This is a genomic window from Streptomyces sp. 150FB, from assembly GCF_000818195.1.
Taxonomy (GTDB): domain Bacteria; phylum Actinomycetota; class Actinomycetes; order Streptomycetales; family Streptomycetaceae; genus Streptomyces.
On record NZ_JTHL01000001.1, the window covers coordinates 5,264,781 to 5,276,856 of the forward strand.

The 12,076-nt window shown below is 71.2% G+C and carries 14 protein-coding genes; 7 read left to right on the forward strand and 7 right to left on the reverse strand.

Annotated elements, in window-relative coordinates; translation table 11 throughout:
• Positions 1 to 209: 209 nt before the first annotated feature.
• Positions 210 to 935 (forward strand): HAD family hydrolase, encoded by a 726-nt coding sequence (locus QR77_RS22625; protein ID WP_052488979.1) that lies wholly within the window; start codon positions 210 to 212, stop codon positions 933 to 935.
• Here the strand turns inward: QR77_RS22625 and QR77_RS22630 are convergent.
• The gene (locus QR77_RS22630; protein ID WP_052489690.1) at positions 854 to 1,108 is read right to left on the reverse strand and encodes a hypothetical protein; all 255 of its coding nucleotides are present in this window, start codon (positions 1,106 to 1,108) and stop codon (positions 854 to 856) included. The two genes, QR77_RS22625 and QR77_RS22630, sit on opposite strands and share 82 nt — an antisense overlap.
• Before the next feature lie 253 nt (positions 1,109 to 1,361).
• On the opposite strand from QR77_RS22630, the gene QR77_RS50025 reads away from it, so the two are divergent.
• A complete protein-coding gene (locus tag QR77_RS50025) occupies positions 1,362 to 1,745 on the forward strand; it encodes a cold-shock protein (RefSeq protein ID WP_040023952.1) in 384 nt (127 codons plus the stop codon).
• Positions 1,746 to 1,862: 117 nt separating this feature from the next.
• Here the strand turns inward: QR77_RS50025 and QR77_RS22640 are convergent, their stop codons facing one another.
• Genes QR77_RS22640 through QR77_RS22655 form a run of 4 tightly spaced genes read right to left on the reverse strand, consistent with a single transcriptional unit; the run spans position 1,863 to position 5,402 of the window.
• Positions 1,863 to 2,741 (reverse strand): 1,4-dihydroxy-6-naphthoate synthase, encoded by an 879-nt coding sequence (locus QR77_RS22640; RefSeq protein ID WP_040023953.1) that lies wholly within the window; start codon positions 2,739 to 2,741, stop codon positions 1,863 to 1,865.
• Positions 2,738 to 3,490 carry a futalosine hydrolase gene (locus tag QR77_RS22645; protein ID WP_040023955.1) on the reverse strand — a complete coding sequence of 251 codons (753 nt, stop codon included), beginning with the start codon at positions 3,488 to 3,490 and terminating at the stop codon, positions 2,738 to 2,740. The genes QR77_RS22640 and QR77_RS22645 overlap by 4 nt, the downstream gene beginning before the upstream one ends.
• Before the next feature lie 40 nt (positions 3,491 to 3,530).
• On the reverse strand, positions 3,531 to 4,025 hold the full coding sequence (locus QR77_RS22650) for a hypothetical protein (protein WP_040023956.1): 495 nt from the start codon (positions 4,023 to 4,025) through the stop codon (positions 3,531 to 3,533).
• 27 nt (positions 4,026 to 4,052) lie between these two features.
• On the reverse strand, positions 4,053 to 5,402 hold the full coding sequence (locus tag QR77_RS22655; protein WP_040023957.1) for an MFS transporter: 1,350 nt from the start codon (positions 5,400 to 5,402) through the stop codon (positions 4,053 to 4,055).
• Positions 5,403 to 6,076: 674 nt separating this feature from the next.
• Between QR77_RS22655 and QR77_RS22660 the strand changes: the two genes are divergently transcribed.
• Positions 6,077 to 7,066, forward strand: coding sequence for a DUF3027 domain-containing protein (locus QR77_RS22660; RefSeq protein WP_040023958.1), 990 nt, complete (start codon positions 6,077 to 6,079; stop codon positions 7,064 to 7,066).
• 28 nt (positions 7,067 to 7,094) lie between these two features.
• Here the strand turns inward: QR77_RS22660 and QR77_RS22665 are convergent, their stop codons facing one another.
• Positions 7,095 to 7,373 (reverse strand): DUF4031 domain-containing protein, encoded by a 279-nt coding sequence (locus tag QR77_RS22665; RefSeq protein ID WP_040023959.1) that lies wholly within the window; start codon positions 7,371 to 7,373, stop codon positions 7,095 to 7,097.
• The gene (locus QR77_RS22670; protein ID WP_052488980.1) at positions 7,370 to 7,801 is read right to left on the reverse strand and encodes a hypothetical protein; all 432 of its coding nucleotides are present in this window, start codon (positions 7,799 to 7,801) and stop codon (positions 7,370 to 7,372) included. Before QR77_RS22670 ends, QR77_RS22665 begins: the two co-directional genes overlap by 4 nt.
• Positions 7,802 to 7,861: 60 nt before the next feature.
• Here QR77_RS22670 and QR77_RS22675 point away from each other — a divergent pair, with 60 nt between their 5' ends.
• The 4 genes from QR77_RS22675 (at position 7,862) to QR77_RS22690 (ending at position 11,898) form a co-directional block, all read left to right on the forward strand.
• Positions 7,862 to 8,803, forward strand: a complete 942-nt coding sequence (locus QR77_RS22675; RefSeq protein ID WP_040023960.1) for a MurR/RpiR family transcriptional regulator — start codon at positions 7,862 to 7,864, stop codon at positions 8,801 to 8,803.
• A 136-nt stretch (positions 8,804 to 8,939) separates the two neighbouring features.
• Positions 8,940 to 9,923, forward strand: a complete 984-nt coding sequence (murQ, locus tag QR77_RS22680; protein ID WP_078877026.1) for an N-acetylmuramic acid 6-phosphate etherase — start codon at positions 8,940 to 8,942, stop codon at positions 9,921 to 9,923.
• An 86-nt stretch (positions 9,924 to 10,009) separates the two neighbouring features.
• The gene (locus tag QR77_RS22685; RefSeq protein ID WP_040023961.1) at positions 10,010 to 10,777 is read left to right on the forward strand and encodes an SDR family oxidoreductase; all 768 of its coding nucleotides are present in this window, start codon (positions 10,010 to 10,012) and stop codon (positions 10,775 to 10,777) included.
• A 119-nt stretch (positions 10,778 to 10,896) separates the two neighbouring features.
• Positions 10,897 to 11,898, forward strand: a complete 1,002-nt coding sequence (locus tag QR77_RS22690) for a dipeptide epimerase (protein ID WP_160310944.1) — start codon at positions 10,897 to 10,899, stop codon at positions 11,896 to 11,898.
• Positions 11,899 to 12,076 lie beyond the last annotated feature (178 nt).

Here is a 12,076-nt window from a genome sequence, read left to right on the forward strand (position 1 = left end):
GCGCTGTGGGCCTGCGGGGCAGCGGCTGACATCGGGACCAATCCGGACGGCGTGGGGCGGGCGGGCGTTGGGGCGTAACAGCCGTGCGGCGGCCCGACCGCGCCGCACCGGGCCCGTTCGGGTCCGGCCAGGCTTGGTTAGGCTTGGCTAAGCTGCGCTCAGTCTAAGCACCCGGATCAAGCCGCCGGCCGGTGGGCACAATGGGCCCCATGGCTTCCCTCAGCACACCCAGCGGCGCCCGCAGCCCACACGGCGCCCGCAGCGCGCCGACGGTCGGTTTCGACCTCGACATGACACTGATCGACTCCCGGCCGGGCATCCACGCGGCCTTCTCGGCACTGGCGGCCGAGACCGGCGTACTGATCGACGCGGATCTCGCGATCCAGCGGCTCGGGCCACCGCTCGAACTGGAGCTGGCGAACTGGTTTCCCGAGGACCGCATCGCGGAAATGGTCGACCGCTATCGGGAGATCTATCCCACATTCGCGATCACCCCGACCACGGAGATGCCCGGCGCCCGCGAGGCCGTGGCCGCCGTACGGAAGCTCGGCGGCCGGGCGCTCGTCGTCACGGCCAAGTACACGCCCAACGCCGAGCTGCACCTCGCCCACCTCGGGATCGAGCCGGACGAGATCATCGGCAATCTCTGGGCCGAGGCCAAGGGCGAGGCGCTGCGGGAGCACGGCGCCTCCGTGTACGTGGGTGACCACACCGGGGACGTACGCGGCGCACGCGCGGCCGGGGCGCTCTCCGTCGCCGTACCGACCGGGCCCTGCGACGCCGCCGAACTGCGCGCCGCCGGGGCCGATGTGATCCTGCCGGACCTGCTGGCGTTCCCGGAGTGGCTGCGCTCCTACGCGACCGCGGAGGGCGAAGCCGCCGGAGAGGCGGACGCGGCAGACGCGGCGGACGCCGCGACGGCCGACTTCGCCTGACGGCGCTGCTCGCCGACGGTCCGCAGCACGCCCACCGCCGCGACCACGAAGCCGACGGCCATCAGCATGGAGACGAGGTACGCGACCGTCGGGAACGGCGTCGTCCCGAGGAACAGGGGCGCGACGGTGACCAGGGTGGCCACCGCGCCGACGATGAAGACGATGGCGCCGATACGGACGAGCCCGTCGCCGGGACCGGCCGGGTCTTTCGCCGTGCCCGGGGCCGGAGCCGGAGCGCTGGGTGCAGGAGTATCAGTCACTTCACCAGGGTAGTTCCCTGCGGACAGGAACCGTTCGGCGACGTCTTGTCACCAGCGCCCGGGCCAATAGGCTTGGGGGCGGCGGGTCACAGGACCCGCTGTAGTGCTATTCAGAGCCGTTTCTGTGCGCGCCAGCGCCCCAACGAGTACGAGGACGAGGACAGACGTGCCTACCGGCAAGGTCAAGTGGTTCAACAGCGAGAAGGGCTTCGGCTTTCTCTCCCGTGACGACGGCGGCGACGTCTTCGTCCACTCGTCGGTCCTCCCTGCCGGAGTCGACGCACTCAAGCCCGGCCAGCGCGTGGAGTTCGGAGTCGTCGCCGGTCAACGCGGCGACCAGGCACTCTCGGTGACGGTCCTCGACCCGACGCCCTCGGTCGCGATGGCCCAGCGCCGGAAGCCGGACGAACTGGCCTCGATCGTCCAGGACCTGACGACCCTGCTGGAGAACATCTCCCCGATGCTGGAGCGCGGTCGCTACCCGGACAAGGTGCACGGCGCGAAGATCGCGGGGCTGCTGCGGGCGGTGGCGGACCAGTTGGACGTCTGATCCCGGGGCCACCCGACCCGTGCAACCCGCACGACCCGTAGGACCCATACGCATACGGAAGGCCGGAGCGGACACCGTCCGCCCCGGCCTTCCGTCTCATTCACCTCAGCGTCAGCCTCAGCCGAACGCCAGCGCCTCCGCCGGCAGCGCCGGGACCAGGCCCTCGGCCGCCGCGCGCGTGAGCAGGCCCCGGATCGCCGCGTAGCCGTCGTCGCCCAGGTCGGCGGTGAACTCGTTCACATACAGCCCGATGTGCTGGTCGGCCACCGCCGGATCCATCTCCTGCGAGTGCTCCATGACGTACGCGCGTGAGACGGCCGGGTCGTCCCAGGCCATCTGTACGGAGGTACGCGCCGCCTCGGCCAGCGACGCCAGCGTCTCGGCGCCCAGCGAGCGCTTGGCGATGATCGCGCCGAGCGGGATGGGCAGGCCCGTGGTGGCCTCCCAGTGCTCGCCCATGTCGGCGAGCTTGTGCAGCCCGTACTCCTGATAGGTGAAGCGCGCCTCGTGGATGACGAGCCCGGCGTCCACCTTGCCGTCGCGCACCGCGGGCATGATCTCGTTGAACGGCATGACCACCACCTCGCCGACCCCGCCGGGGACGACATCCGCGGCCCACAGCCGGAACAGCAGGTACGCGGTGGAGCGCTCGCTCGGTACGGCGACGGTCCTGCCCGTGAGGTCGGTGTCGGCGTCCTTCGTCAGAACGAGCGGTCCGTTGCCGCGCCCGAGCGCGCCGCCGCAGGGCAGCAGCGCGTACTCGTCGAGGACCCACGGCAGCACCGCGTACGACACCTTCAGGATGTCGAACTCACCGCGCTCGGCCATGCCGTTGGTGATGTCGATGTCCGCGAAGGTGACATCGATCGCGGGCGCGCCCGGCACCCGCCCGTGCGCCCAGGCCTCGAACACGAAGGTGTCGTTCGGGCAGGGCGAGAAGGCGATACGCAGCGCCTGCTCACTCCCGCCGGCCTGCTCGGCATTTGCTGTTGTCATGACGGCTCCTCGAAGACCGGGGTGAGCGACGTGAAGGCGTTCCGCAGGGTTCCCAGCGCGCGGCCGATCTGCCAGGCGGCCCGGTCGCGCGGTCCCACGACATTGGAGATCGCACGGATCTCGACGAACGGCAACCCGTGTGCGACGGCGGCCTCGGCGACGCCGAAACCCTCCATCCCCTCGGCCGCCGCGCTCGGGTGACGGGCTGTCAGCTCGGCGGTACGGGCGGCCGTGCCGGTCCCCGTGGAGACGGTCAGCACGGGCGCGAGCGCGACCGGCGTGGCCGGGTCCTTGCTCAGCAGCTCCGCGATACGGGTCGTCAGCGGCGCGGGAGGGTGGTGGACCGAGCGGCCGAAGCCCAGCTCCTCGACCGTCAGGAAGCCGTCCGGGGAGTCGGCACCCAGATCGGCGGCGATGATCGCGTCGGAGACGACGAGCGAGCCGACGGGGGCGCGGCCGGCGAAGCCGCCGCCGATGCCGGCCGAGACCACCAGGTCGTAGGGAGGGTCGTACGGAGAGGTCGCGAGCGCTGTCGCGGTGGCCGAGGCGACGGCCGCCGGGCCCACCCCGCCGGCGAGGACGTCCACCACGGGTATCTGTACGGACGCCACGCTGGGCATGTACTGCGCGTGGCTGCGCAGCTCGTACCCGCCTGTCATCTCCCGCAGTCCCGCGTCGGCGAAACGGACAAGACCGGCGACGACGGAGTCGGCCTCCGCCGTCACCGCTGTCACCACAAGTACGCGCATGGTGGAGTCTCCCCGGGCAGGGTGTCGGCGTGGCGGAGGGTTACGAGGACGACTTCTTGACCGCGAAGTTCCAGACGCCCACGGGCTTCCCGTTGTCGATCTGGAGGATGCTGAGCTGCCGCTTGGCCGGGGCCGGCTGGTTCGTCTGCGGGTCGGGCGCGAAGAACTGGCTGGCCGGGATGGTGCGGTACGTCGTCTTGGTCAGCTCGGGGTCGATCGGCTGGCCGTCGACGAAGATGACCCAGCCGTGGTCGGCCAGCTCCGGGTCGACTCCGACGCGGATCGTGTTCTCCAGACTGGTGGAGACGGTCTTCGTGGGGGCCTTCTTCACACAGCCGGGAAGGGCGGAAGCCGCGATCTGCTTGCCGTCCCGCTCGTAGCACGCCGCCTCGCCACTGACCGAGCCCGTGCCGACTGTCACCGTCGCCAGCGGTGTCGGCTTGTCGCAGGCGGAGAGGACGAGGAGTCCGGCGGACACGGCGCCGAGGGCGACACCGGCCCGGCGGGCCTTACCAGGGAAGAACGCAACGGTCATGGGCGGAAGGCTATCGGTCGCCCGGTCTCACGACACGTGGGGGTGCGGCGAGCCGCGCCTGGCCGCGCGCAGGAGCCCACGTACAGCGGCGACCACGCCGAGCCCCACGAGACCGGCGGCCACCCACATGCCCAGCGTGCTGTTCAGCGGGAGCGCGATACCGATCGCGCCGCCCACCACCCAGGCCATCTGGAGCACCGTCTCGGAGCGGGCGAAGGCCGACGTACGCACCTCCTCGGGCACGTCCCGCTGGATCATCGCGTCCAGGGACAGCTTCGACAGCGCCTGGGAGAGCCCGGCGGAGGCGCCGAGGACGGCCACCATCACACCCCCGAAGAACAGCGCGGTGAAGATCGCGGCGGTGAAGACGAGCGCCAGCATGGTGGCGATGATCAGCTCGGGCCCTCTCGATTTGAGCCAGGCGCCGACAGCCGTACCGAGAGCGTTGCCGACCCCGGCGGACACGCCGACGATGCCGAGGGAGATGGCGGCGCTCAGGCCGGTGAGCGGGTGGTCGCGCAGCAGGAAGGCGAGGAAGAAGGTGAGGAAACCGGAGAGGGCGCGGTGCGTCGCGTTCGCCTGGAGACCGTGGACGACGGAGGGGCCGACCGTACGGAGACTGGGCCGCTTCGTCTTGCCGTGCGCCACGAGCTGGAGCCTGCGCTCGCCCTTCGCCGAGTCGACCTTGGGCGGCATGGACCAGGCGAGGAACGTACCGCCGAGGAAGACGACACACGCGCCGTAGAGCGGCCAGGGCGAGCCGATCTGCTGGAGCCCGGCGCCGAGGGGCGCCCCGATGCCGGTGGCGACCAGACCGGCGAGCGTCACCCGCGAGTTGGCGCGGACCAGCGGGAAGCCCGGTGGCAGCAGCCGGGGGACGACCGCGCTGCGGACGACCCCGTACGCCTTGGAGGCGACGAGGACGCCGAGCGCGGCCGGATACAGCTCAAGGCCGCCGGTGGCCACGATGGTCGACATGGCGATGGCGAGAATGGCGCGGGCCAGCATGGCGATGGCCATGGCGGCGCGGCGGCCGTGCGGGAGGCGGTCGAGCAGCGGGCCGATGACGGGGGCCAGCAGCGTGAAGGGCGCCATGGTGACGGCGAGATAGAGGGCGACCCGGCCGCGTGCCTCGTCCGTGGGCACGGAGAAGAAGACGGTCGAGGCGAGCGCGACGGTGATCATGACATCGCCCGCGCCGTTGACCGCGTGCAGCTCGATCAGCTTGCCGAGACCCGACTCGCCGGCTCCGTGCGCGTGGGTGGCCTTACGGATGCCCCTGGCCGCACCGGCGAACGGGAAGCCCAGGGCATGGCCGACCGCCCGCCCTGTCCTGCGGAGCGGGCCGACGGCATCGGACGACCTTACGGCTGCCACTCCGTCATAGTGCCCCACGGGTCCGGGATGCGAACCGATCCGGGGAGTGACACGGCCGTGACGGTGTCGTGTCGTACGGGTGGTGGCGAGGGGCTTCGGGGGGTCTGCGGGGGCTTTCGCGGGCTCTGCGGGGGCTCCACGGGGCTCTTGCCGGGGCGAGTACGGGGCGGGTCCCGGGCGGGTCTCGGGTGGGTCGCCGTCGGGTCCCGGGCGGGTCCCCGGTTCGTCCCCGGGTCCTTTCGCAGCTTCTTCGGATCTTCCGCAAGCCCTCGCCGAGCCTTCTGACGGCTTCCTGACGGCTTCCTCACAGTTCCCGAGCGGCTTCCGAGCGGCTTCCTGACGGCCTCCAGGAGCCCTCCAGGAGCCTTCCTGGTGGCTCCTGGGCGGCCCCTCCGAGGGTTACGGCCTTGTTGCGGTGTTGCTCGAAGGGCGGGAAAGGCGGCGTGCAGGTGGGCGGGGGGCGAGAGAGGGGGTAGCGTGCGTAGCGCGCCACCGGCGGTTGTTCTCGGCCGCGCGCCTCTTCGGCATCCCGCAGAATGGATGACGGTAGGTGTGCCCGAGAAGTGGTCGGGCGTGGACGTTGATGCGGCCCCCAGGTCCGCTCCGCCCTCGGCTCGTACATCGCTGATCGGCCCGGCGCACCCGTGAGACGGCGTAGGAGAGAAGCGAGACCTGTGAGTGCTGCGACGACGCGAAGCCGAATTCCTGACCGTCTGTGCGCCGAGGCGGTAGACCTCGCCCGGTCGGCTGCCGAGGAGGAGGCCGCGCCAGGTGTGGTCGGGGAACATGTCTCGGCCGAGGCTGACGGTGACCGGGTAGTCACGCACTTCTTCGAATGCAAGGACTTCGGCTACCGGGGCTGGCGCTGGGCGGTGACGGTCACCCGCGCGTCACGCTCGAAGCTCGTCACGCTCGACGAAACAGTGCTCCTCCCCGGTCCCGACTCGCTGCTGGCCCCTGAGTGGGTGCCGTGGAGCGAGCGGCTCCGCCCCGGCGACATGGGCCCCGGAGATCTGCTGCCGACGGAGGCGGAGGATCTGCGTCTGGAGCCCGGCTACACGGGCGAGGACATGCCCCCGCCGAACTCCGTGGTACCGGAGGTCGTCACTCCGCAGAACCTCGTCGACCTGGTCGAGGCGGAGGACGCGGAGATCACCGACACCGGCCCGATCTCGGACGCGGTCTCGGACACAGCCGCGGCCGCGGGCACCGAGACGGCGCCGCCACCCGTACGGGGCACGATCGCCTCGGTCGCCGAGGAACTCGGCATGCGCAGGGCCCGGGTCCTGTCGAGGTACGGCCTGCATGTGGCCGCCGACCGCTGGGACGAGAGCTTCGGCGCGAAGACCCCCATGGCACAGGCGGCGCCGGCGCCCTGCGTCTCCTGCGGCTTCCTGGTGCCCCTGGCGGGCTCGCTGCGCCAGGCCTTCGGGGTCTGCGCGAACGAGTTCTCGCCGGCCGACGGCCGGGTCGTCTCCCTGGCGTACGGCTGCGGGGGCCACTCGGAAGCGGCCGTCATGCCCGCACCACTGCGGCCGGCCCCGCCGGTACTGGACTCGATGGGCGCCGACGCGTTCCCGCTGCGCCCGTCGAGCGACAGCGGCTCGGTGCCCGCTTCCTCGTCCTCGGAGGCGGACACCTCGGAGGGGCTGGGGCACTCGTAGAGGCTTGGGCGCCCGTAGCAGCGGGGGTCTACACCTCGTACGCCTCCGACCGCTTCTTGCGCCGCCGGAGGCCCGCCGCCGTGAGCCTGCGTACGAGTTCCTTCGAGCCGATCTCCGTCGCGCCCGCGCGCACCGCGTCGTCGTAGCGGTGCGACGGTACGTCGTAGTGATCGCGTTCGAAGGCGCGTGGCGGGCAGCCGATCGATTCGGCGAAGGCGTGCAGTTCGCCGTACGACGCGTCGCTGACCAGGTGTGACCACATGCGGCCGTGGCCCGGCCAGGTCGGCGGGTCTATGTAGACCGTCATGAGAGGGCTTCCGAAGGCCCGAGCGCGCCCACCGGTGCGATCACCACGCCCGCCTTCCCGCAGACCCAGTGCGGATCGGGGCCCAACTCCGGTTCCACATCGAGGGCGTGCGGCTCGCCGCCCACGCAGACCGGGCAGAGCGGCCAGCGCCCGTACTGCTCCAGCAGCGCGTCCTGTACGTCCTGCGCCACCAGGCCGCTGACGTAGGCGACCCCCTCGGGCCACTGTTCGACCCACCAGCGGCGGTGCGCGACCGAGTCCTCGACCATCGAGACGACCTCGGGCCGCGCGACGTCGTCGGCCGCCAGATCGGCCAGGACCAGGGCGCGCGCCGCGTGCAGCGCCGCCTCCAGCGGGTCGAGCCCGTCGGGACCGTCGGGACCGTCGGGACCGTCGGGCAGGCCCAAGTTGTCGTTCGTCTCGTCCATACAACCCATTGTTATCCACAGGGGTTGACCGTCGACCACCCTCGAAAATATCTTTCAGGCGTGACCCAAGATCTGAAGGAAAGTTTCAGCGGTACCACGAGTGGTGCCGCCCCGCCCGCCCCCGCCGCCCTCGCCGCCAAGGTGCGCACTCTCGCGCCGTCCATGACCCGGTCCATGCAGTTGGTCGCCGAAGCCGTCGCCGGTGATCCCGCCGGGTGCGCCGCCCTCACCGTGACCGGTCTCGCCGAACTCACCGGCACCAGTGAGGCGACCGTGGTCCGCACGGCCCGTCTCCTCGGTTACCCGGGCTACCGCGATCTGCGTCTCGCCCTCGCGGGGCTCGCCGCCCAGCAGCAGTCGGGCCGCGCGCCCGCAGTCACCGCCGACATAGCCGTCGACGACCCGATCGCCGATGTCGTCGCCAAGCTCGCGTACGACGAGCAGCAGACGCTCTCCGACACGGCCGCCGCCCTCGACACCGTCCAGCTCGGCGCCGTCGTCAGCGCCGCCGCCGTCGCGCGCAGGATCGACATCTACGGAGTCGGCGCCTCCTCGCTGGTCGGGATGGACCTCGCCCAGAAGCTGCTGCGCATCGGCCTGATAGCGCACGCGCACACCGACCCCCACCTCGCCGTCACCAACGCCGTGCAGTTGCGCCCCGGCGATGTCGCCATCGCGATCACCCACTCGGGATCCACCGGCGACGTCATAGAGCCGCTCCGCGTCGCCTTCGACCGGGGCGCGACGACGGTCGCGATCACCGGCCGCCCCGACGGCCCTGTCTCTCAGTACGCCGACCACGTGCTGACCACCTCCACAGCCCGCGAGAGCGAGCTGCGCCCGGCCGCCATGTCCAGCCGCACGAGCCAGCTCCTCGTGGTGGACTGCCTGTTCATAGGGGTCGCGCAGCGTACGTACGAGACGGCGGCCCCGGCTCTCTCCGCTTCGTACGAAGCCCTCGCCCACCGGCACAGCCCGCGCAGCCCGCGTAACGCCCGCTGACCGAACGGGAACCCACCAGCGACCGTCCAACCCAGCGCCTCACCCCGTACGGCACCATCCCGCGCCATCACGCACCACAGCCCGGCACCGATAAGACCCGGCACCCGCACGCCGCAGAAGAAAGAGCCGCTTCTTCATGACCTCCACGCCCGCCGACGCCGAGATGTCCCAGTACGGACAGAACGGCCAGTACGGTGACCTTCGCGCGCAGCTCGAAACCCTCACCACCGAGGCCTTCCGCCCGGAGCTGGCCGAGATCGACCAGCTCCCGACGCTCGAAATCGCCCAGATCATGAACGGCGAGGACCGCACGGTTCCCATCGCCGTCGCCGAGCAGCTTCCGCGTATCGCCGCCGCCATCGACGCCGTCGCCGAGCGCGCGGCCCACGGCGGCCGGCTGATCTACATGGGGGCGGGTACGGCGGGCCGGCTCGGGGTGCTGGACGCCAGCGAGTGCCCGCCCACCTTCAACACCGATCCGCACGAGGTCGTCGGGCTGATCGCGGGCGGACCGGGCGCGATGATCACATCCGTCGAGGGTGCGGAGGACTCCAAAGAGCTGGCCGCCTCCGACCTGGGCGCCCTCAAGCTCACCGCGAACGACACGGTGATCGGGATCTCAGCCTCCGGCCGTACGCCTTACGCGGTCGGAGCCGTCGAGCACGCCCGGGGGCTCGGCGCGCTCACCATCGGCCTCTCCTGCAACGCGGACAGCGCGCTGGCGGCGGCGGCCGAGCACGGCATCGAGGTGGTGGTGGGGCCCGAGCTGCTCACGGGTTCGACGCGCCTCAAGGCAGGTACGGCGCAGAAGCTCGTCCTCAACATGATCTCGACGATCACCATGATCCGGCTCGGCAAGACGTACGGAAATCTGATGGTCGACGTCCGGGCATCCAACGAGAAACTGCGCGCCCGCTCGCGCCGGATCGTGTCGCTCGCGACCGGAGCCTCCGACGCCGAGATCGAGGCGGCGCTCGCGGCGACCGACGGGGAGGTGAAGAACGCCATCCTCACCATCCTCGGCGCGGTGGACGGACCCAAGGCGGCGAGCCTGCTCGCCGAGTCCCGTGGCCATCTGCGGGTCGCGCTCCAGGCGGCTCACGGGTCCACGGCCACCTGATCGCGGACATGCCGTGGGCTGCGGCGGGTCGGCCCGTGTTAGCTTGTTTCATGTTCATCGAACATCGAATATAGGAGCCGACACGCATGACCACTTCGGCAGCACCCACACCCTTCGCCGATCAGGTGGTCATCGTGACGGGAGCCGGTTCCGGGATCGGGCGCGCCGCCGCCCTGGCGTTCGCCGAGGCGGGCGCCCATGTCCTCGGCGTCGGGCGCCGCAAGGACGCCCTCGACGGGACGGCCGCGCTACACCCGGCCGTCATACCGATGTCGGCCGACGTCAGCGAGGACGGCGGGCCCGAGGAGGTCATCGAGGCGGCCGTCCGCCGCTGGGGGCGTCTCGACACCCTGGTCAACAACGCCGGGGCGTTCACCGCGATGCCGCTGGCCCAGGTCAGCGCGGCGCGTGTGCGGCAGTTGATGGCCGTCAACGTCGTCGCGCCGAGCGTCCTGGCGAGCGCCGCGCTGCCGCACCTGAAGGCGTCTCAGGGCTCGATCGTCAATGTCTCCAGCACCTTCGGACACCGCCCCGTCGCCGGAGCCGCCCACTACGGAGCCTCCAAGGCGGCCCTGGAGCAGCTCACCAGAAGCTGGGCGCTGGAGCTGGCGCCGGACCGTATCCGCGTCAACGCCGTCGCACCCGGCCCGACCGAGAGCGAAGCCCTCAGCGCCTCCGGCCTCCCGGCCGACGCGGTCGAGCGGATCAAGGCCGACGAGGCGACGACCATTCCGCTGGGACGGAGGGGCGAGCCCGCCGAAGTCGCCTCGTGGATCGTGCGCTTCGCCGACACGCGGTCGGCGTGGGTCACCGGCCAGGTCCTCACGGTCGACGGCGGTCTGGAACTGCTCTGACCCCCACCCCGCGCGGGCCCTCCCATGTATCTTGACGTCAAGATTTCATCGGACGAGCGGAGGGCACCATGCGGCTGCACTGGTGCGAGGTCGAGCTACGCCAACGCGACACATGGCGCGTGGCAGATCACGGCTTCGACGCCATACCGGCTCTCGTCGTCGCCGTCGAGCACGACGGAAAGGTCGGAATCGGCGAAGCCCCCGCCTTCCGCGTCACGCGCTACAACTCCGAACTCTCCACCATGCGGGCGGCGCTGGAAGACCTGCGCCCCTGGCTCGCGACCACCGAACCCGGCCCACCCGGGCCGTTGTGGCCGGCCTTGCGCGCCCAACTCGCCGAGCACCCCTTCGTACTCCACGCCGTGGATGTGGCGCTGTGGGACCTCTGGGGCAAGCTCCAGGACCGGACGGTACGAGCGCTGCTCGGTACGGACGGCCCCGTACGCACGGTCACCGCGTACAGCATCGGCCTCGACGAGCCGCGCACCATGCTGCGCAAGATGCACGACCGGCCCGACTGGCCCATCTACAAGATCAAGGTGGCGGGCCCCGAACACCTCGACACGCTGGCCCTGCTCCGGTCCGAGACCGACGCCCCGTTCTATGTGGACGGGAACTGTTCCTGGCAACCGAAGGACATCCTGGCCGCCCTCGGGGCGATGGCCGAGTTGGGCGTGACGCTGCTGGAACAGCCGCTCCCCATCCCGCTGTGGGACGAGATGCGCGACGTACGGAAGGAGGCCGCCTTCCCCGTCATCGCCGACGAGTCGGTGACCTCGGCCGGCGACGTGCCCCGCTGCCGGGACGGCTTCGACGGCGTCAACATCAAGCTCCCGAAGCTCGGCGGCCTCAGCCCGGCCATGGACACGGCGCGCACTGCCCGTGCGCAGGGCCTGGCCATCATGGTCGGCTGCATGCCGGAATCCACGGTCGGCATCTCGGCCACCGCGCAACTGGCCGCGTGGGCCGACCACTTGGACATGGACAGCGCACTGCTGCTCCAGGACGACCCGGCCACGGGCGTCGCAATCGACGACGAGGGCCACGTACGGTTCTCCCCCGCACCGGGAACGGGCGCGCGGCTGAGGCCGGAGGTGTGGGGGCTGCTTTCGTTGGCTTGAGGCGGGGCGCATGAAGGGATCGCTGCCCCGTGCTCGCTGCTTGGCGGCGAGCTGCTGGCTGTGGTGGCGGGGAGGGTCGGTTGGGCGGGTGTGGTGGGCGCCGATGGACGGGGGAGGGTGGTGGGTTGCTGGGTGATCGGGCGGGGTGGCGCGTTGTTTTGGGGTGCGGGTTCGGGCT